Genomic DNA, 21,034 nt, shown 5'->3' on the forward strand with positions numbered 1-21,034 from the left:
TCGCGCCAGCGGCCAGCCTGTCGTGGCGGCGATGCTGCACAGCCGCCACCACGGAGTCCCTCCATGCATCTGCGTCTTCTTGCCGGCGCCATCCTGGCGCTGGGCCTGATCCTGCCCGGAGCCCGCGCGGCACAGGCCGTACGCGACATCCCCCACAGCGAGTGGAACGCGCCGCAAAAGCCGTTCCGCATCTACGGCAACACCTGGTACGTGGGGCCGTACGGCCTCTCCTCGGTCCTGGTGGATACCGGGCAGGGGCTGGCCTTGTTCGACGGCGGCTTGCCCGAATCCGCGACGCAGATCGAGGCGCACATCCGCGCACTCGGTTTCCGGGTGCGCGACGTGAAATGGATACTCAATTCGCACGCGCACAGCGACCATGCCGGCGGCATCGCCGCGTTGCGGGCCGCCAGCGGCGCACAGGTGCTCGCAAGCGCGGCCGGCGCGCATGAACTGGAACTGGGCGGCGCCGATCCCGGCGATCCCCAATACGGTTCGGCGCCGCAGTACAAGCCCGTGAAGCAGGTGCGCGTGGTGCGCGACGGGGAAGTCCTGCAACTCGGGCGGGTGGCGATCACCGCGCACTACACCCCCGGCCACACGCCGGGCAGCACCTCGTGGACCTGGGACGCCTGCGAGGGCGGGCGCTGCCTGCACATGGCCTATGCCGACAGCCTCAGCGCCATCGCCGCGCCGGGCTACCGCTTCATCGACCATCCCGCCTACGTGGCCGCCTTCCGCAAGGGGCTTGCCACCGTGGCCGCGCTGCCCTGCGACATCCTCGTGACCCCGCATCCGGACGCCAGCGGCTTCTGGGAAAAGGTGGCGCAACGCAAGTCGCCGACGGACGTGGCTCCGCTGGTCGACTCGCAGGCCTGTCGCAACTACGCGGCCGGTGCGGCGAAGAACCTGGACGCGCAGCTGGCGAAGGAGCGTGCCGGCGCGAAGTGAGCCGGGCGAGGCCGCGTCTCCGCGACCATCAATCCGTGGCGGCGTGCTCCAGCAGCCACAGGCCCGCGAACAGCTTCGGGTCGATGGAATAACCCTCGGCGGCGCGCGCGAACAGCCAGCCGCCCGCCTCGCGGCGCGGCACCTCGTGCACCACGATGTCCTCGCTGGCGTCGCCGCCGCCCGCGCCCACCTTCACCAGGTCGTGGGCGCGCACATAGGCGATCATCTCGGTGCTCATGCCGGCGGAGGACGGGCCCTGGTGCAGGAACGTCACGCGCCCGCAGCGCCAGCCGGTTTCCTCCTCCAGTTCGCGCTGCGCGGCCAGCAGGATGCCCTCGTCCTCCTGTCCCGCGAGGTCGCCCACCAGGCCGGCCGGCATCTCGATGGTGCGCGCCCTTATCGCCACGCGGTACTGCTCCACGAACAGCACGCGGTCGTCCGGCGTCACCGCGATCACGATCGCCGCGCCGCCGGGGTTGTTGCGCTCGACATACTCCCAGCGCCCGCGCTTGCGCAGGCTGAGCCAGCGGCCCTGGTACAGGGTTTCCTCCGGCGCGTCGGCATCGGCGGGCAGGGAGTGGTCGAGTGGGTTCATCGGCATCGCGTCGCTGGAGTGGTCGCGGCATGGTGCCGCGGCGACGGATCGTCCACAAGCGCGGCGAGGTTCAGAACGTGCGCTGCACCGAGTAGTCCGCCAGCGTCGCCAGCGCGTCGCGATACGGCGAGGCGGGCAGCGCGGCCAGCGCCTCGTGCGCGGCGTCGGCATGCGCCACGGCGCGCTCGCGGGTGCGCTCCAGCGCGCCGGAGTCGCGGATCGCGGCGACGATGCGGTCCAGCGAATCCAGCCCGCCGTGCTCGATCGCGTGGCGCAGCGACGCGACCTGTTCCGGCGTGGCCTTCTGCAGCGCGTAGATCAGCGGCAGCGTGGGCTTGCCCTCGGCGAGGTCGTCGCCGATGTTCTTGCCCAGGGTATCGGCGTCGCTGGTGTAGTCCAGCAGGTCGTCGGCGATCTGGAACGCGTAGCCAAGCTCCATGCCGTAGCGGCGCAGCGCGGCCACCTGTTCCGCGGGCAGGCCGCCCAGCAGGCCGCCGAGTTCGGTGGCGGCGGCGAACAGCACCGCGGTCTTGCGCTCGATCACCGCGAGGTAGGCGGCCTCGTCCACGTCGGCGTTGCCGATGTTGAGCAGTTGCAGCACCTCGCCCTCGGCGATGGTGTTGGTGGTGTCGGCGAGTATGCGCATCACGCGCATGTCGTCCAGCTCCACCATCAGCTGGAACGAGCGCGAGTAGAGGAAGTCGCCCACCAGCACGCTGGCGGCGTTGCCCCACAGCGCGTTGGCGGTCTGGCGGCCGCGGCGCAGGCCGGACTCGTCCACCACGTCGTCGTGCAGCAGGGTGGAGGTGTGGATGAATTCGATCACCGCGGCCAGCTTGACGTGCTGCTCGCCGTGGTAGCCCGCGGCGCGCGCGGCCAGCGCGTGCAGCATCGGGCGCAGCCGTTTGCCGCCGCCGGCGATGATGTGGTCGGCGATCTGGTTGATCAGCACCACGTCCGAGGCCAGCCGCGCCCGTATCAGCATGTCGATGCGCCGCATGTCGGCATCGGCGAGCGCGCGCACGGCGGCGAAGTCGGCGGGGCGGTTGGCGTCGGCGGCGGGGATCGAGTTCATGGGCGCTCACGGTCCGGGTCGCATGATTATAGGGGCAGCGGACGCGGACCACCGCACGGGAATGTGCGTCCGTTCCCGCTCGACCCGGGGCGCGGGGTCGCACCTGGCCCGGGTGCAGGGTCCCGCCGGACTGAAAATTTACGCGTTCTATATGCGCCGGCCCCGGATCGCTACCCCTTTCATATACGGCACTTCCTACAGTGCGCGCCGTCGTTTCCACGAGTCGGCGCCCATGGACCTGGTCTACCTGCTGTTCCTGTTCGTGCTGAGCGCGGCGGTGCTCGGTTTCCTGCTGGTCTGCGACCGGCTGGGGCCGCGCAAGTGAGTCGCGCCCGCCGTCCCGACCTTGTCCGCATCGCCTGACGGGAGTGTCCGCATGCATTTCGCCTACGCCATCGCCGCGGTGATCGCGGTGCTGCTGATCGCCTACCTGTGCGTGGCCCTGCTCAAGCCGGAGTGGTTCGAATGACCGCCAACGACTTCATCCAGATCGGCGTGTTCCTGGCCGTGCTGTTGCTGCTGCTCAAGCCGATGGGCAGCTACATGAGCCTGGTGTTCGCCGAAACACCGAACCGCGTGACGCGCCTCGGCGGCGGCATCGAGCGCCTCTTGTACCGCCTCGGCGGAGTCCGCAGCGACGAGGACATGGGCTGGAAGCGCTATGCGCTGGCCATGCTGCTGTTCAATCTGTTCGGCCTGCTGCTGGTGTACCTGCTGCAGCGCGTGCAGCAGTGGCTGCCGCTGAACCCGCAGCACTTCGGCAACGTGTCGCCGGACTCGGCGATGAACACCGCGATCAGCTTCGCCACCAACACCAACTGGCAGGGCTACAGCGGCGAAACCACGATGAGCTACCTGACCCAGATGCTGGGGCTGGCGGTGCAGAACTTCCTCTCCGCGGCGACCGGCATCGCGGTGCTGGTGGCGGTGGTGCGCGGCTTCGTGCGGCGCGGCGCGGGCGCGCTCGGCAATTTCTGGGTCGACCTGACCCGTGCCACGCTCTACGTGCTGCTGCCGATCTCGCTGGTGATCGCGTTGCTGCTGGTTTCGCAGGGCGTGGTGCAGAACTTCAAGCCCTACGTCGACGTGCCGGTGGTGCAGACCACCACCTACGCCAACCCGGTGACCGATGCGGCCGGCAATCCCGTCAAGGATGCTTCCGGCAATCCCGAGACCAGGCCGGCGCAGCTCACCACGCAGACCCTGCCGATGGGGCCGGCGGCCTCGCAGGTGGCGATCAAGATGCTCGGCACCAACGGCGGCGGTTTCTTCAACGCGAACTCGGCGCATCCCTACGAGAACCCGACGCCGTTTTCCAACTTCATCGAGATGCTGGCGATCTTCCTGATTCCCGGCGGCCTGTGCGTGATGTTCGGCCAGATGGTCGGCGACCGCCGCCAGGGCTGGGCGATCCTCGCCACGATGCTGGTGATCTTCGTCCCGCTGACGGTGGGGTTGGTCGCCGCCGAGCAGGCCGGCAACCCGGCGCTGCACAGCCTGGTGGCGCAGCAGGCGGTGGACCAGCATGCCTCCGCGTTGCAGGCCGGCGGCAACATGGAAGGCAAGGAAACGCGCTTCGGCGTCGCCGCCAGCGGCCTGTTCGCCGCGATCACCACGGCCGCCTCCTGCGGCGCGGTGAACGCGATGCACGATTCGCTGACGCCGCTGGGCGGCCTGATCCCGATGTGGCTGATGCAGCTGGGCGAGGTGATCTTCGGCGGCGTCGGTTCGGGCCTGTACGGCATGCTGGCCTTCGCCGTGGTGGCGGTGTTCATCGCCGGCCTGATGGTGGGCCGCACGCCGGAATACCTCGGCAAGAAGATCGAGGCCTTCGAGATGAAGATGGCCAGCCTCGCGGTGCTGCTGCCCTGCGCGCTGGTGGTGATCTGCACGGCGATCGCGGTGCTGCTGCCGGCGGGCGTGGCGGGCATCGCCAACCCCGGCGCACACGGCTTCAGCGAGATCCTCTACGCGGTCAGCTCGGCCTCGAACAACAACGGCAGCGCGTTCGGCGGCCTCTCCGCGAACACGCCGTTCTGGAACGTGCTGCTGGGCGTGTGCATGTTCCTCGCGCGCTTCCCGCTGGCGATCGCGATGCTGGCGATGGCCGGCGCGCTGGCGGCCAAGCGGCACGTGCCGGAATCCGCCGGCACGCTGCCCACGCACACGCCGCTGTTCGTCGCGCTGCTGGCCTGCGTGGTGATCGTGGTCGGCGCGCTGACCTTTCTTCCGGCGCTGGCGCTTGGCCCGATCGCCGAATACCTGATGTCCGCAACGGGGCACTGAACCATGACTTCGACGACTCATGCAGTTCGCAGTTTCGACCGCGAACTGGTCCTCAACGCCGTCGCGGACTCGTTCCGCAAATTGTCGCCGCGGCTGCAGTTCAGGAACCCGGTGATGTTCGTGGTGTTCGTGTGCAGCGTGCTGACCACGCTGCTGTGGGTGCAGGCGCTGGCCGGGCACGGCGAGGCGCCCACCGGCTTCATCTTCTGGGTCGCCGCGTGGCTGTGGTTCACCCTGCTGTTCGCGAACTTCGCCGAGGCGCTGGCGGAAGGGCGCGGCAAGGCGCAGGCCGCCGCGCTGCGCGGTTCGCGCAAGGACGTGATCGCGAAGAAGCTGGCCGGCCCCGCGCGCGATGCGGCGATCACCTTCGTGCCGTCCAGCGAGCTGCGCAACGGGCACCACGTGCTGGTGGAGGCGGGCGAGCAGGTTCCCGGCGACGGCGAGGTGGTGGTCGGCGCGGCCAGCGTGGACGAGAGCGCGATCACCGGCGAATCCGCGCCGGTGATCCGCGAATCCGGCGGCGACCGCAGCGCGGTCACCGGCGGCACCCGCGTGCTGTCGGACTGGCTGGTGGTGCGCATCACCAGCAATCCGGGCGAGAGCTTCCTGGACCGCATGATCGCGATGGTGGAAGGCGCCGCGCGTCGCAAGACGCCGAACGAGATCGCGCTGACCATCCTGCTGGCGAAGTTCACCCTGATCTTCCTGCTCGCCTGCGCCACCCTGCTGCCGTATTCGATCTACAGCGTGCAGGCCGCGGGCGCCGGCCACCCGATCACGCTGACCGTGCTGGTGGCCCTGCTGGTCTGCCTGATCCCCACCACCATCGGCGCGCTGCTGTCGGCCATCGGCATCGCCGGCATGGACCGGATGATCCGCGCCAACGTGATCGCCACTTCCGGCCGCGCGGTGGAGGCGGCGGGCGACGTCGACGTGCTGCTGCTCGACAAGACCGGCACGATCACGCTCGGCAACCGCCAGGCGGTGGCCTTCCATTCGGCGCCGTGCGTGGAGGAAAAGGCGCTCGCCGATGCCGCCCAGCTCGCCTCGCTGGCCGACGAAACGCCCGAGGGCCGCAGCGTGGTGGTGCTGGCCAAGGAGCGCTTCGGCCTGCGCGAGCGCCAGCTGGCGGAGGGACATGCGGCGTTCGTGCCGTTCACCGCGCAGACCCGCATGAGCGGTGTGGACGTGGACGGCCGCTCGATCCGCAAGGGCGCGCTCGACGCGGTGGAGAAGCACCTGGCATCGATCGGCGGCCAGCTGCCGCCGCGCGTGAAGCAGATGGCCGAGGAGGTCGCGCGCCGCGGCGCCACGCCGCTGATCGTGGCCGAAGGTTTCGCCGCGCTGGGCGTGATCGAGCTGAAGGACATCGTCAAGGGCGGCATCAAGGAGCGTTTCGCCGAGATGCGCCGGATGGGCATCAAGACCATCATGATCACCGGCGACAATCCGCTCACGGCCGCGGCCATCGCCGCCGAGGCCGGCGTCGACGACTTCCTCGCCGAGGCCACGCCCGAAGCCAAGCTCAAGCTGATCCGCAGCATCCAGGCCGAGAACCGCCTGGTGGCGATGTGCGGCGACGGCACCAACGACGCGCCGGCGCTGGCGCAGGCCGACGTGGCGGTGGCGATGAACACCGGCACCCAGGCGGCCAAGGAAGCCGGCAACATGGTCGACCTGGATTCCAATCCGACCAAGCTGATCGAGGTGGTGGAGATCGGCAAGCAGATGCTGATCACGCGCGGTTCGCTGACCACCTTCTCGATCGCCAACGACATCGCCAAGTACTTCGCGATCATCCCGGCCGCGTTCGCCACCACCTATCCCGCGCTGAACGCGCTCAACGTGATGCAGCTGGCCACGCCGCAGAGCGCGATCCTGTCGGCGGTGATCTTCAACGCGCTGATCATCGTCTTCCTGATTCCGCTGGCGCTGAAAGGCGTGAAGTACCGCGCGCTGGGCGCCGGCGCGCTGCTGCGGCGCAACCTGCTGGTGTACGGCCTCGGCGGCATCGTCGTGCCGTTCGTCGGCATCAAGCTCATCGACATGCTGCTGGTCCTGTGCGGACTGGCCTGAGCGGGGTTTCCAACGTGCGGATGCTCAAGCCCTCGCTTTCGCTACCCGACGACGCGCATCCGGACACGGAACTGCGCGTGTCGACCGACGACACCGGATGCGACGTGGCGATCGCGATGCCGCCGGCGCGTGCTGGCATGCCCCGTGCAACGCCGGAAGAGCCAACGGGCGCCGAAGCCTGTGTTCTCGGCGGTTACGCGGGCATCTGACCACCACGAACTCACCAGAGGGCACCATGCTCAACCTACGAATGCACCATTTCGTTGCAACGCTGGGGCTGGTCGCGATATTCGGTGCGACGCCGGCACGCGCAGACGACGCACCGGCCACCACGGTCACCGGCAACCTGGAACTCACCTCCGACTACGTGTTCCGCGGGCTCACCCAGAGCTGGGGCAAACCCGCGGTGCAGGGCGGCGTGGACCTCGCCACCGCCAGCGGCTTTGCCGTCGGCACCTGGATGTCCAGCATCAGCGACCGCAGCTTTCCGGGCGGTTCGGTGGAGTGGGATGTCTACGCCAGCTACGGAAAGCAGATCAACGACGACTGGTCGTGGCGTGCGGGCCTCTACGGCTATATCTATCCCGGCGCCAATCTCGACCATGCCGGCCTGCCGTCGCGCTCGCTCAACACCGGCGAGGCGAACGTGGCGCTGAGCTGGAAGCTGTGGACGCTGAAATACAACTACGCGCTCACCGATTACTTCGGGGCGGATCGCGAGCAGGGCTACCAGGGCAACTCAAAGGGCACCAGCTACCTGATGCTGGAAGGCGCGTGGCCGCTGGATCCGCAGTGGAGCCTCACCCTGCACCTGGGCTACACGCACTACAGCACCCGATTGACCGTGCCGAACGCCGATGGCGCGCGCAATCCCGACTACGCCGATATCGGCGTGGGCGCCAAGTACACGATCAATCCGCACTGGACCGTGCTGGGCGTCGTCACCCGCGCCACCAACGGCCGTTTCTACCGCCACACCGCCAGCTTCCAGAACGCCGCCGACACGCTGGACGTGGGCGGCACGCGCGGCTTCGTGATGTTGCAAGGGAGTTTCCAGTGATGCGCACGTTCGCACTTGTCCGTCCTGCACTGAGCCTGTTGATCCTGCTGACCGTGGTGACCGGGGTGGCCTATCCGCTCGCGGTCACCGGGCTGGCCCAGGCCCTGTTCCCCCGCCAGGCGAACGGCAGTCTGGTGGAGCGTGCCGGCAAGCCGGTCGGTTCCAGCCTGATCGGGCAGGACTTCAGCGACGCGAAATACTTCTGGGCGCGACCCTCGGCTACCGCGCCGATGCCCGACAACGGAACCGCCTCCGGCGGTTCCAACCTTGGTCCTTCCAATCCCGCGCTGACGGATGCGGCGCGACAGCGCATCGCCGCCTTGCACGCCGCCGATCCGGGCAACACGCAGCCGGTGCCGGTGGATCTGGTCAGCGCTTCCGGCAGCGGGCTCGATCCGGAAATTTCGCCCGCCGCGGCGGACTACCAGCTCGATCGCGTGGCGCGCAGCCGCGGGCTGTCGCCGCAGCGCGTGCGCGAACTGATCGCGGCGAACACCACGGGCCGCCAGTTCGGCCTGCTGGGCGAGCCCAGGGTCAACGTGCTGCTGCTGAACCTGGCGCTGGACCGGATAGTCGCGCATTGAACCGGTTGCGCGCCCTCGTGCGACGCGTTCCCCCGGCCAGGCGAAACGGCGATGATGCGCCCATGAAAACCCCGGCCACTCCCTGACATGGATTCCCGTCAGGCCCGCGCGAACGCCTTGCTGGAGACGGCCACGGACGAGCGCCGCCTGAAGGTCTTCCTCGGCGCCGCGCCGGGCGTGGGCAAGACCTGCGCCATGCTCTCCGCCGCCCGCGAACTGCGTCGGCAGGGCGTCGATGTGGTGGTAGGCCTGGTGGAAACCCACGGCCGCGCGGAAACCGAGGCTCTGCTGGAAGGCCTGGAACTGCTGCCGCGGCGGCGGGTGAACCTGCACGGTCGTGAGTTCGGGGAGTTCGATCTCGACGCCGCGCTGGCGCGCAAGCCGGCGGTGCTGCTGGTGGACGAGCTGGCGCACACCAATCTCCCCGGCGGCCGCCACGAGCGGCGCTGGCAGGATATCGCCGAGCTGCTCGACGCCGGCATCGAGGTCTACACCACGCTCAACGTGCAGCACCTGGAAAGCCTCAACGACCAGGTGCGCCGCATCACCGGCGTCACCGTGCGCGAACGCGTGCCCGACGCCTTCCTCGACCGCGCGCGCGACATCGTGCTGGTGGACCTGCCGCCGCGCGAGCTGATCCAGCGGCTGCGGCAGGGCAAGGTCTACGTGCCGGAAACCGCGGCGGCGGCGCTGGATGCGTTCTTCTCGCCCACCAACCTCGCCGCGTTGCGCGAGCTGTCGGTGGACACCGTGGCCGCCCACGTGGAGAGCGACCTGCGCGGCAGCATGCTGGCGCGCGGCGTGGCGATGCCGGTGCGCCGCCGCGTGCTCGCGGCGATCGACGGCCACGCGCAGAGCGAATACCTGGTGCGCGTGGCGCGGCGCATCGCCGAACGCCGAGGCGTGCCCTGGAGCGTGGCCTTCGTGGACACCGGCGCGGGCATGGACGACGCGCGACGCGAACGGGTGGACGCCGCGATGCGGCTGGCGCGGCGCCTCGGCGGCGACGCGGTGATGCTGCGCGGCCACGCCGTGGCCGACGAGTTGCTGGCGTACACCGAGCGCGAAGGGGCCGGGCAGATCATCCTCGGCCGCACCCGCGAGCGCCTGTTCGCCCGCATGGTGGGTCGTTCGCTCACCCAGCAGCTGCTGCGCCGCGGCGCGCACCTGGAACTCACCATCGTCGCCACGCCGGCCGAGCGCGCAGCCTCGCGCCGGCGCCTGCGGCTGAGGCCGCCGGGCGGCTTCGGGCGGCGCGGCGAATACATCTATGCCAGCCTGGCCACACTGGTCGCGCTGGCGCTCGCCTTCGTCGGGCAGCGCTACCTGTCGGTGGCCAGTCTCTCGCTGATCTTCCTCACCGCCGTGCTGGTGGTGGCGGTGCGCACGCGGATGGCGGTGGCCGTCTATACGGCCATACTCAGTTTCGTCGCCTACAACTTCTTCTTCGCGCCGCCGGTGTACTCGCTGGAAATCTCCAGCCCCGACGACGTGCTGGCCGTCTGCCTGTTCCTGCTTGCCGCCCTGGTGTGCAGCCGGCTCGCCACGCGGCTGGCGCAGCAGGTGGAGTCGTTGCGCGCCACGCACGTGCAGGCGCGCGCGCTGCTGCTGCTGGGCCAGCGCCTGGCCGCGAGCACCGATGCCGCCGGCATCCGCACGGTGGGCGCCGCGGCGCTCGCTCAGGCGTTGCCGTGCGAGGCGGCGCTGCTGGCGCGCGATGCGGCTGGCGTCCTGCAGCCGATGGCGTCGTCGCCGCACGACCTGCATCTTCAGCCGCAGGACCTGGCCGCCGCCGACTGGTGCGAACGCCATGCCACGCCGGCGGGCCGCTACACCGACACCTTGAACGCCGCGCCCTGCTGGCTGCTGCCGCTGGGCGGCGAGGAGCAGCGGCTCGGCGTGGCCGCACTGCGCTTTCCGGGCGAGGCGGGCGAGCCCGATCCGGATCGCCGCAGCCTCGCGCTCGCGATGGTGCAGGACATCGGCCAGGCGCTGGCCCGCGCCCGCCTCGCCGAGGAACTGGAAGGTGCGCGCGTGCAGGGCGAAACCGAACGCCTGCGCAGCGCCTTGCTTTCCTCGGTATCGCACGACCTGCGCTCGCCGCTGTCCTCGATGATCGGCGCCGCCGGCACCCTGATCGACTACGAGGACAAGCTGCCGCCGGCCGAGCGCCGCGAACTGCTGGAGGCGATCCTCGGCGAAGGCCAGCGGCTGGACCGCTACATCCAGAACCTGCTGGACATGACGCGGCTCGGCCACGGCACGCTCAAGCTCAACCGCGACTGGGTGGACGTGGCCGAGATCGTGGCCGCCGCGGTCACGCGCCTGCGCAAGCTGTTTCCCGCCATGCGCGTGGACACCGACCTGCCGCGCGACACCGTGCTGCTCTATGTGCATCCCGCGCTGATCGAGCAGGCGCTGTTCAACATCCTGGAGAACGCCGCGCGCTTCTCGCCGCCGGAACAGCCGGTGACGGTCGCCGCCCGCGTCGAGGGCGAACGCCTGCTGCTGGAAGTGGGCGACCGCGGCCCCGGCATACCCGAGGAGGAGCGTGCGCGCATCTTCGACATGTTCTATTCGGTGTCGCGCGGCGATCGCGCTGCGCAGGGCACGGGGCTGGGGCTGGCGATCTGCCGCGGCATGATCGGCGCGCACGGCGGCAGCGTGGAGGCCTTGCCGCGCGAAGGCGGCGGCACCACCATCCGCATCACCCTGTCCCTGCCCGAAGCGCCCGCCAGCCCCGCATGAACACTTCTCCCCGCGTGCTGGTGATCGACGACGAGGCGCAGATCCGCCGCTTCCTCGACATCGGCCTGCGCGCCGAGGGCTACCGGGTGCTGCTCGCGGCCACCGCCGCCGAAGGCCTCGCGCAGGCCGCCACCGGCAACCCGGACCTGGTGATCCTCGACCTCGGCCTGCCCGACCGCGACGGCCACGAGGTGCTGGCCGAACTCCGCCAGTGGAGTCGCGTGCCGGTGCTGATGCTGTCGGTGCGCGACGCCGAGACCGAGAAGGTGCGCGCGCTGGACGCCGGCGCCAACGACTACGTGACCAAGCCCTTCGGCATCCAGGAACTGATGGCGCGCCTGCGCGCGCTGCTGCGCCAGCGCCCGGCCGGCGAACCCGCGGCGCCGCCGCGCTGGGACGATGGCCGGCTCAGCGTGGATCTCGGCCGCCGCGAAGTGCGGCTGGACGGTGCCGAACTCGCGCTGACCCGCAAGGAATACGCCGTGCTCGCGATGCTGCTGCGCCACGCCGGCCGCGTGGTCACCCAGCCGCAACTGTTGCGCGAGATCTGGGGCCCGAGCCACGTGGCCGACAGCCAGTACCTGCGCATCGTGGTCGGCAAGCTGCGCCAGAAGCTGGGCGACGACCCGGCCCAGCCGCGCTGGCTGAAGACCGAGCCGGGCGTGGGCTACCGCTTTCTCGTGGAATGAACCCCGCTGTCGCTGAACGCGTACGGCGACCCATGGCCGGGACCCGCGGCCCGCCGGGTTGCCGGTGCCTGTACAGGGACGGGGGCGCGGGTATGATAACCAGCCCGAAACACCACTCCAGCCGTAACCACTCCCGAACGTACGGCTGGCTCAACGAGGACATTCCCATGGCACGTGGCGTCAACAAGGTCATCCTGGTCGGCAACCTGGGCAACGATCCGGAGGTGCGCTACACCACCAGCGGTTCCGCGATCGCGACGCTGAGCGTGGCCACGTCGGAGAGCTGGACCGACAAGCAGAGCGGCGAGCGCCAGGAACGCACCGAGTGGCACCGCGTGAAGATGTTCGGCAAGCTGGCGGAGATCGCCGGCGAATACCTGAAGAAGGGCCGGCAGGTCTACATCGAAGGTTCGCTGCGCACCGACAAGTACACCGACAAGAACGGCGTGGAGAAGTACTCCACCGACATCGTCGCCAGCGACATGCAGATGCTGGGCGGCCCCGGCGGCGAGGGCGGCGGTTCGGGCGGCGGCTTCCAGCGCGAGCGCCCGCAGGGCGGCCAGCGCTCCCAGGGCGGCGGCTACGGCAACCAGTCCCGCGGCGGCGCGCCTGCGCCGGCTGCACCCGCCAGCAGCGGCGGTTTCGAGGACGACGACATCCCGTTCTAGGACATGCCTTGGAGCGCTGTTGTACGGTTTTGATCCAAAACCCCCGAGGTGTCGGGGGTTTTGGTTTTTGGGTCAGGCATTTCCGGGGCCGTCCCGTTGCCATCTGAACATGGTTGTCGCCGCACGGGTGCGGAATCGATGGCTGTCGGCAGCTAGCACGGATGCCGCCTCTGGACAGTGCCGTGCTGCAGCATTTATAACTCCCGCAAGAAGTTTCGAGTGAAGAGCTCCAGGGGCGGCGTCCGCAAGGGCGCCGGAAGCCATTCAGGTGGTGACTCAGGGTTGCGTGCGCCACGGGCCGGCAAATCGTGCCAGCCCTGCGCGTCGACCATCGGGTTCCGCCGACAAGGATGGCGTGTGGCTCGACGGGGGTTCCAGCCATGCATGTGCCGGCCAGTCCGGATGACAGGGTTCTTGGCATTCGTCGACATCCGTTGCGGCAGGCCCTGTGCGCTGCCGTGATGCTGGGCTTGCCGGCGTTGTCGGCACAGGCCTCCATTCCCCAGCTGTCCGGGCAGCCCACTGACCTGACCTCGCTGTCGCTGGAGGAACTGGGCAACATCCAGATCACCTCGGTTTCCAAGAAGCCCGAGCGCCTGGCGGACGCCGCCGCGTCGGTGTTCGTCATTACCGCGGAGGACATCCGCCGCTCCGGCGCGCGCAGCCTGCCCGAGGCGCTGCGCCTGGCGCCCAATCTGCAGGTGGCCGAGGCCAGCGCCACGGGTCATGCCATCTCGGCGCGCGGCATGAATGGAAGCAACAGCAGCGCGCCGAACAAGCTGCTGGTCCTGATCGACGGACGCTCGGTCTACTCGCCGCTGTTTTCCGGCGTGTTCTGGGACGCACAGGAGGTGATGCTGGAGGACGTCGAACGCATCGAGGTGATCAGCGGTCCAGGGGGCACCCTGTGGGGCGTCAACGCGGTCAATGGCGTGATCAACATCATCACCCGATCGGCCGCAGATACCCGCGGTGCGCTGCTGACCACCGCGGTGGGCAACGACGGTTCCGACATCGGCTTCCGCTACGGCGGATCGCTCGGCGCGGGTGGCAACTACCGGGTGTATGCCAGGCATACGCGCTGGGATCGGGGCGAAACCGCGGACGGGACCACGGTCGATGACGCCGGCCATCGGACCCAGGTGGGTTTTCGCACCGATTGGCAGCGTGGCAACGACGGCCTCACGGTGGAGGGCAATGTCTACGACGGCTCCGAACAGCAACCGGCGCCCGGTGCGCTGGCGATCAGCGGCGTCGACCTGATACTGGGCGACGTCTCCAACTCGGGCGCCAACCTGACCGCACGCTGGAATCGCGCGCTCGCCGAAGGCGGCAGCCTCGACCTGCAGGCCTACTACGACCATACCCGGCGCACCGTACCGCCGCTGTTCGGCGAGCGGCTGGATATCCTCGACTTCCAGCTGCAGCATTCGCTGCGGCCGCTGGGCGTGCATTCGCTGGTGTGGGGAATGAACGCCAGGCAAAGCCGGGACAAGGTGGAGAACACCAGCCCCTATTTCGCCTTTCTTCCGGCGCGGGTGCGCCAGCACTGGACCAGCCTGTTTGCGCAGGACGAGTTGGCGCTGACCCCCCGGCTGCGCCTGACGCTGGGCGCACGGCTGGAGCGCAACGACTACACCGGCACCGAATTCCTGCCCAATGCACGCCTGGCCTGGAAGGCGACGCCGAACCATCTGTTCTGGATGGCCGCGTCGCGCACCGTGCGGGCCCCGTCGCGGCTGGATCGCGATGCCCATGTTCCGGCCGCACCGCCTTATCTGCTCGACGGTGGCGATCAGGTGCGCTCGGAAGTGGCAAAGGTCTACGAACTTGGATACCGCGGGCAGCCGACGCCGCGGCTTTCATGGTCCGCGACGATATTCCACAACGACTATGACCACCTGCGCACCCAGGAAATCGCGCCCAGCTTCACCTACCTCTTTTTCGGCAGCCTGATGGAAGGGCACGCCGATGGCATCGAGGGCTGGGGAAGCTTCCAGGCCGCCGAAAACTGGCGCCTGAGCGGCGGCTTCACGGTGCTGAACGAGCGTTTCAGGTTGAAGCCAGGCAGCAACGACGCGGCCGCACCCGGCAGGAAGGGCTTCGATCCTACCCACACCTGGCAACTGCGATCGAGCTGGAACCTGGGCGGCAACGCTGAACTCGATGTCGGCTTGCGCCACGTCGGCAAACTGGCCAGGGACGATGTGCCGGCGTACCTGGCCGTCGATGCGCGGCTTGGGTGGAAATTGGCGCCCGGCACCGAGATCTCGCTGACCGGACGCAACTTGTCCGGTGGTCATGGCGAGTACCGGACACGCGCACTGCGACGCGAAATCGGCCGCACCGTGATATTTGCGCTGGCGTGGACGATGTGACCGCCGCTCCCGCGATCGCCTTCGCGGTGCGCCGGGCCAGCTGCCTGCTGGCGTGCGCGATCCTGGCCATGCCCGCGACCGTTGCCGTAGGGGCCAACGCCGCGCAGCCGTCGGCGGTTGAAGCCAGCGACCCCGCGCTGCAGGTCAAGGCGGCCTACCTGTACAAGTTCGCCGGTTACGTGGAATGGCCGTCAGGGGTCTTTGCCAGCGAAGACAGCCCCATCGTCATCGGCGTGATCGGAAACGACGAGCTCGAGGCGATTCTCTCCCGCATGGTCGTCGGCAAGACGGCCGGCCGCCGTCCCCTGGTGACGCGGCGGATGGAGGCCCAGGACCCGCTGCAAGGCGTGCACATGTTGTTTGTGGGCGCCATGGACACGCGCACACTGCAAGCGATCGGCGATGCCGTCAGGGGCAAGCCCGTGCTGGTGGTTTCCGATGCGGGGCAGGAGCGGACGCTGGACAGCATGATCAGCTTCGACCTGATCGACCGGCACCTGCGCTTCGACGTGGCGCTCAAACCCGTCGCAAGCAGTGGCCTCGAACTGCGGGCTCTGATGCTCACCGCTGCCCGGCGCGTGGTACGCGGCGCGCCATGAAAAGCACCTTCGGCTCGATCCGCGAAAAGCTGCAGGCCATCGTGGTCATCGCCACGGTGGCTGCGCTGGTCTGCGCCACCCTCGGCAACATCGTCGGCAACGTGGTTGCGTACCACTACCGCCATGTGAACGATGTAGGCACCACGGCGGAACTGCTGGGCCGCATGACCGCGCCCGCGCTCCAGTTCGACGACCGGCAACTGGCCCACGGCAACCTCGCCCTGCTGGCTGCGCGGCCAAGCGTCCGCTCGGCGGCGATCTACACCGATGACGACAAGCTCTTCGCCAGCTACGTCGCCGAGGGCCAGCACGACACCATTCCCGCGAAAGTCAAGCGCGACAGCACCCGCATCGACGGCGGCGCCCTGGTGGTTACCCGGCAGATCGTCCACGATGGCACGCCGCTCGGCACGGTCTACCTGAAGGTCGGCTACAACCTCGTCGGCATCGTCGCGCGAGCCATCGGCGTGGCGGTGCTGGTGGGTCTGCTTTCCATCGGGATCGCATTGGTCCTGATCCGGCGCATGGAGCGGCTGGTCACCGCGCCCATCGCGGCGGTGGTGTTCACCGCGCGCGAGGTGGTCGGGCAGCAGGACTACTCGCGGCGCGTTGCCAAGACCACCCAGGACGAGGTCGGCGAGTTGGTCGACTCGTTCAACGACATGCTCGCCGAGGTGGAGCGTCGCACGGAAGCGCTGCAGGCATCCTACCTGGACGTGCGTCGCGAGGCCGAGGAGCGTCAGTTCGCCCGGCAGGAGATCATGCGGCTCAATGCCACCCTCGAACATCGCGTGCACGCGCGTACCTCGGACCTGCAGCAGGCAAACCGCGAGTTGACGGCGGCGAAGGCCGCGGCCGACGAAGCCAGCCGCGCGAAGTCGAGTTTCCTGGCCACCATGAGCCACGAGATCCGCACTCCGATGAACGGCGTGATCGGCATGATCGACGTCCTGCAGCAGACCGACCTCAAAGGCCATCAGGTCGAGATGCTCGACCTGATCCGCGAATCGGCGTTCTCGCTGCTGACCGTGATCGACGACATTCTGGATTTCTCCAAGATCGAATCCGGTCGGCTGGAACTCGAGCAGGCGCCGTTCTCGTTGCGCGAGATGACCGAGAACGCCTGCGGGATGCTCGCCAACCTTGCCGTGAAGAAAGACGTCCGTCTCACGGTCTTCGTCGAGCCGGCGATTCCCGCCGCGGTCGTCGGCGACGCCCTGCGCCTGCGCCAGGTGCTGATCAACCTGGCAAGCAACGCGATCAAGTTTTCCAGCGGCGGCGAACGACCGGGTCGGGTCGCCGTACGCGTCCGGTTGGACCATCGCTGTACGGACGGCCGCGCCGCCGTGGTGCTGGAAGTCATCGACAACGGCATCGGCATCGATGAACCCACGCGCGCGCGACTGTTCGCCGCGTTCAGCCAGGCAGACACCTCCACCACGCGGCGTTTCGGGGGAACGGGTCTCGGCCTGGCCATCTCGCGTCGATTGGTGGACTTGATGGAGGGCACGCTGGAGCTGGAAAGCGAAGTGGGGCAGGGCTCGACCTTCAGCGTGCGCGTGTCGCTGCCTTCGGCGCGGCAGGAGGCGTCCGCCGGGTCGGCGCCGGAACTGGCCGGAGTTCGCTGCATCGTTCTCGGTGGCGTGGACGGGCTCGCCGCCGATCTGGCCGCTTATCTCGCCGCAGAGGGTGCGCAGACGGAGCAAGCCGCCGACATGGCGCAGGCGTGCCTGCTCATGGAAGCGTCGCCTCCGGGGCCATGGATCGGCGTGATCGGCGCGAGCGATCCCGACATCGACGGTGCCTCCCTGCGGGCGCTCGGGCAGCGCGCTGCGGAACATGGCTGGCGGCTCGTCGCCATCGGCCGCGGTTCAAGCCCCGAGGGCCTGGCGCTGGATCAGGACGCCGTCTGGGTGGACGGCAATGTCCTCACTCGTCGCCGTCTCTGCCGTGCCGTCAACCTGGCTGCCGGTCGCGCCGCGGCGCCGGCGCCGGCGGCCAGATACCCGGGAAAGCTCGACGTGCCCTCGCGCGAGGAGGCCCGCCAGGCCGGTCGGCTCGTCCTCGTGGCCGAGGACGACGAAACCAACCAGAAAGTGATACTGCGCCAGCTCGCGCTGCTCGGCGTTGCCGCCGAGATGGCATCCAACGGAAAGCAGGCCCTGGAACTTTGGCGCAGCGGCGATTACGGGCTGCTGCTGACCGATCTGCACATGCCGTCGATGGACGGCTACGAACTCGCCAGGGCAATTCGCGCGCAGGAGCGGGGCAAGCGGCGCATACCCATCGCTGCGCTCACGGCCACGGCGCTCAAGGGCGAATCGGAACGCTGTCGCGCCGCCGGCATGGACAAGTATCTGACCAAGCCCCTGCAGTTGGCCGACCTGCGCGCAGCGTTGACCGAGCTGCTTCCATCCCTTCCGTGGCCGTTCGGGCCGCGAAGGGGTATGGCGCCCGATGGATCGAACGCCGCCGCTGTGAACCTTGGCGTGCTCGAGGATCTGGTCGGCAGCGACCCCATGGTCATCGCCGATCTGTTGCAGAGTTTTCGCGACAGTGCGGGCAGCACCATCGAACTGCTGAAGGCTGCGTGCGGCATCGGCGACATGGCCACCGTCGTCGGCCAGGCGCACCGGCTGAAGTCCTCCGCGCGCACGGTGGGCGCCCTGGGGCTGGGCGAACTCTGCGAGCAGATCGAGAGCGCCGGCAAGGCGGGGGCGGCCGACATGCTGGCCCGATTGCTGCCGGAACTCGAGCGCGAATCGGATGCCGTCAAGGCCTTTCTGGCGAGCTATCTGGAAGCCAGGCCACCATGACTGCCCGCGACGGGCCAAGAGGCCCGAAAGTGGTCGATCGAGGTCCTGCGTTTGGAAGCGGACTCCAACGTATCGGAAGGGGGAACGATGAAAATCCTGTTGCTGGACGATGACCCTGTCGCCCTGAAGGTGCTTTCCATCCAGTTGCGCAACCTGGGGTCGGGGCAGGTCGAGGTGGTTTGCCATACCGACGGCCAGGCTGCCCTGAATGTGCTGGAGCAGGACCAGGACATCAGGCTGGTCTTCTGCGACCTGCAGATGCCCGGGATGGACGGGGTGGAGTTCGTCCGCCATCTCGTACGCCTGAGGTACGCGGGCGGCCTGGTGCTGGTCAGTGGCGAATCATCCCGGACGCGGCAGGCGGTCAAGCAACTGGCGCACGCGCACGGCCTGCAGATAGTGGGCACGTTGGGCAAGCCGGTAGCCATCGAGTCGTTGCGCCGTGTACTCGACGAGGCGGTTACCGCGCACCGGCCGCCAGCCCCGGTCCCGTCGGCCGCAAGCTATGCGCCGGATGACCTGGAACTGGCCATCTGGCAAGGCCAGTTGTGCAACCACTACCAGCCGAAGGTGGATCTGGCGACGGGCAAGGTGGTGGGGCTGGAGGCGCTGGTGCGCTGGCAGCATCCGCAGGATGGCCTGGTCATGCCCGACCATTTCGTGCCGATGTCCGAGGAACACGGGCTGGTCGGCGCCCTGGGCGTGGAAGTGGTGAGCGAAGCCCTGCACGACCTGCGCCGTTGGCTGGACGCCGGGCACGAGATCGACCTGGCCGTGAACGTCCCGCTGGGCGACGTTTCCTCGCTTGATTATCCCGACGTTCTGGTCGAGCAGGCGCGGGTGGCCGGCGTGCCGCTGCGCCACCTCGTACTGGAGATCACCGAAAGCCGCCTGATGGACAATCCACAGGTGCAACTGGACGTCCTTGCCAGGTTGCGGCTCAAGCAGGTGAAGCTTTCCATCGACGACTTCGGTACCGGCTACTCGTCCCTTGCGCAGTTGCGCGACCTGCCGTTCGACGAGCTGAAGATCGACCGCAGTTTCGTCCACCGCGCGAGCCGCACGCCGTCCCTGCGCGTGATCCTCGAATCCAGCATCGGGATGGCTCGCGAGCTGGGCTTGCGCACGGTCGCCGAAGGCGTGGAGGAGCGCGAGGATTGGGATCTCCTGCGCCTGGCCGGCTGCGACATGGTCCAAGGCTACTTTGTCGCGAGGCCGATGCCCGGCCCCGAGGTCGATGGTTGGCTGGCCGAATGGGGAGCCCGCCAGGAAGCCCTGCTTGCGGGCGCTCTCAATGCGGGTGGCGGTTGAGTCGCACGGGGGGCATGGGTAGGGTCCCGCTTCCGACATGCACGACGCACTTGCTGCCAAAAGCACTCGCAACGCCCGGTGCAAGCGTGGAGATGCAAGCCGGATGGCGGAGGCGGGTGCAGTTGTCTTTCAACGCCGATAGTTTCTGTGCGGCATCGCGTCTTGCGCGGGACTCTGGAACCATGGAGCTGCCGCGAGCTTTTCGCCCAGGAAGTCCATCAGCATCGTCACTCGCGCGGGCCTTGTTCGACCCAGGGGGGTCACGAGGTTCAGATCGATCCGGGCGATGTGCCATCGAGGAAACACCTCCACCAGCTCGCCGCGGCACAGCGCATCCCAGACGAGGAATTCCGGCTGCAGCGCCAGGCCATGGCCGGACAGGAGCGCCGGGACGATCACGCCCGCGTTGTTGCTCTTGATGGGCCCCCGAACCTGCACGATGCATTCTTCCTTTGTGTCGTCGTGATGGAAAACCCACACCTCCGGCGACGCAACGTTCGTGTACATCAGGCATGCGTGATGCACCAGTTCCTGCGGGTGCCGAGGACGTCCATGGCGGGCCAGGTAGCCTGGCGAAGCCACCAGCGGCCGCCGTACCGTGCATAACATGCGTGAACGCAGGGAGGAATCGGGGAGCTCCGCTATGCGGATTGCCAGGTCGAAGCCGCCGGCCAGCAGATCGACGACCTGGTCGCCCAGGGAAAGATCGACCTGGATCTCCGGATAGCGGTCGAGGAATTCCGGAAGCAGCGGCGCCAGGTATTTCTCGCCGAACGACATCGGTGCGGTGACCCGAATGGCCCCGCGTGCCGTGGTTACTTGCGCGGATAGCTCCGCTTCCATGGTCTCGCCTTCAATGAGCAGGCGCATGGCCGACTCAAAAGCGACCTGGCCGGTTGGCGTAAGCGAGAGTCGTCGCGATGTGCGGTAAAGCAGCACGGTGCCGAGACGCTGCTCCAGGCGCGCCACGACCTTGGACACGGTGGGCTGGGACATGCCGAGCGCGTTGGCTGCCTTGGCAAAGGATCCGGTTTCCACGACCCGTGCGAAGACGGCCCAGGCTTCAAAGTCGGGCAGTGTATTCATGAAAAATATGAATAGATAACATTCGATTTATTCTATTCCTTGGTTCTTCCTGCGTCACTACGATTCCGCCCACGCCATCACGGATGCGGGATGTGGCCATGTCGCTGGAATC

General features: G+C 68.5%; 17 protein-coding genes. 14 read left to right on the forward strand and 3 right to left on the reverse strand.

What is annotated here, in order from left to right; genetic code table 11:
* Positions 1-63 precede the first annotated feature (63 nt).
* Positions 64-951: a subclass B3 metallo-beta-lactamase gene (bla, locus tag PCA_RS02245; RefSeq protein WP_181300554.1), complete on the forward strand. Its 888-nt coding sequence runs from the start codon at positions 64-66 to the stop codon at positions 949-951.
* Positions 952-979: 28 nt separating this feature from the next.
* On the opposite strand, the gene PCA_RS02250 is transcribed toward bla, so the two are convergent.
* The gene (locus PCA_RS02250; protein ID WP_181300556.1) at positions 980-1,546 is read right to left on the reverse strand and encodes an NUDIX hydrolase; all 567 of its coding nucleotides are present in this window, start codon (positions 1,544-1,546) and stop codon (positions 980-982) included.
* Positions 1,547-1,616: 70 nt separating this feature from the next.
* A complete protein-coding gene (locus tag PCA_RS02255; RefSeq protein WP_181300558.1) occupies positions 1,617-2,621 on the reverse strand; it encodes a polyprenyl synthetase family protein in 1,005 nt (334 codons plus the stop codon).
* A gap of 376 nt (positions 2,622-2,997) precedes the next feature.
* On the opposite strand from PCA_RS02255, the gene kdpF reads away from it, so the two are divergent.
* The 13 genes from kdpF (at position 2,998) to PCA_RS02320 (ending at position 19,836) form a co-directional block, all read left to right on the forward strand.
* Positions 2,998-3,090 (forward strand): K(+)-transporting ATPase subunit F, encoded by a 93-nt coding sequence (gene kdpF / locus PCA_RS02260; RefSeq protein ID WP_181300560.1) that lies wholly within the window; start codon positions 2,998-3,000, stop codon positions 3,088-3,090.
* Positions 3,087-4,907, forward strand: a complete 1,821-nt coding sequence (gene kdpA, locus PCA_RS02265) for a potassium-transporting ATPase subunit KdpA (protein ID WP_181300562.1) — start codon at positions 3,087-3,089, stop codon at positions 4,905-4,907. Before kdpF ends, kdpA begins: the two co-directional genes overlap by 4 nt.
* Positions 4,908-4,910: 3 nt before the next feature.
* Positions 4,911-6,983 (forward strand): potassium-transporting ATPase subunit KdpB, encoded by a 2,073-nt coding sequence (gene kdpB, locus PCA_RS02270; protein ID WP_181300564.1) that lies wholly within the window; start codon positions 4,911-4,913, stop codon positions 6,981-6,983.
* Between the two features lie 20 nt (positions 6,984-7,003).
* The gene (locus PCA_RS02275) at positions 7,004-7,192 is read left to right on the forward strand and encodes a hypothetical protein (protein WP_255436625.1); all 189 of its coding nucleotides are present in this window, start codon (positions 7,004-7,006) and stop codon (positions 7,190-7,192) included.
* Positions 7,193-7,218: 26 nt separating this feature from the next.
* On the forward strand, positions 7,219-8,043 hold the full coding sequence (locus tag PCA_RS02280; RefSeq protein WP_255436607.1) for a TorF family putative porin: 825 nt from the start codon (positions 7,219-7,221) through the stop codon (positions 8,041-8,043).
* Positions 8,043-8,627, forward strand: a complete 585-nt coding sequence (gene kdpC, locus PCA_RS02285) for a potassium-transporting ATPase subunit KdpC (RefSeq protein WP_181300568.1) — start codon at positions 8,043-8,045, stop codon at positions 8,625-8,627. Before PCA_RS02280 ends, kdpC begins: the two co-directional genes overlap by 1 nt.
* 87 nt (positions 8,628-8,714) lie before the next feature.
* On the forward strand, positions 8,715-11,375 hold the full coding sequence (locus PCA_RS02290; protein WP_181300570.1) for a sensor histidine kinase KdpD: 2,661 nt from the start codon (positions 8,715-8,717) through the stop codon (positions 11,373-11,375).
* The gene (locus PCA_RS02295) at positions 11,372-12,064 is read left to right on the forward strand and encodes a response regulator (protein ID WP_181300572.1); all 693 of its coding nucleotides are present in this window, start codon (positions 11,372-11,374) and stop codon (positions 12,062-12,064) included. The genes PCA_RS02290 and PCA_RS02295 overlap by 4 nt, the downstream gene beginning before the upstream one ends.
* 167 nt (positions 12,065-12,231) lie before the next feature.
* Entirely contained in the window at positions 12,232-12,732 is a 501-nt protein-coding gene (ssb, locus tag PCA_RS02300; RefSeq protein WP_181300573.1) for a single-stranded DNA-binding protein, read from the forward strand.
* Positions 12,733-13,112: 380 nt separating this feature from the next.
* Complete coding sequence (locus tag PCA_RS02305) at positions 13,113-15,110, forward strand: TonB-dependent receptor (RefSeq protein WP_219918478.1); 1,998 nt, start codon at positions 13,113-13,115, stop codon at positions 15,108-15,110.
* Positions 15,098-15,709: a YfiR family protein gene (locus tag PCA_RS02310; protein WP_181300576.1), complete on the forward strand. Its 612-nt coding sequence runs from the start codon at positions 15,098-15,100 to the stop codon at positions 15,707-15,709. Before PCA_RS02305 ends, PCA_RS02310 begins: the two co-directional genes overlap by 13 nt.
* Complete coding sequence (locus PCA_RS02315) at positions 15,706-18,525, forward strand: ATP-binding protein (protein ID WP_181300577.1); 2,820 nt, start codon at positions 15,706-15,708, stop codon at positions 18,523-18,525. The genes PCA_RS02310 and PCA_RS02315 overlap by 4 nt, the downstream gene beginning before the upstream one ends.
* 87 nt (positions 18,526-18,612) lie before the next feature.
* The gene (locus PCA_RS02320) at positions 18,613-19,836 is read left to right on the forward strand and encodes an EAL domain-containing response regulator (protein ID WP_181300579.1); all 1,224 of its coding nucleotides are present in this window, start codon (positions 18,613-18,615) and stop codon (positions 19,834-19,836) included.
* 129 nt (positions 19,837-19,965) lie between these two features.
* On the opposite strand, the gene PCA_RS02325 is transcribed toward PCA_RS02320, so the two are convergent.
* On the reverse strand, positions 19,966-20,922 hold the full coding sequence (locus tag PCA_RS02325) for a LysR family transcriptional regulator (RefSeq protein ID WP_181300582.1): 957 nt from the start codon (positions 20,920-20,922) through the stop codon (positions 19,966-19,968).
* Positions 20,923-21,034 lie beyond the last annotated feature (112 nt).

This window comes from Rhodanobacter sp. PCA2 (genome assembly GCF_013620825.1).
Lineage (GTDB): Bacteria > Pseudomonadota > Gammaproteobacteria > Xanthomonadales > Rhodanobacteraceae > Rhodanobacter_A.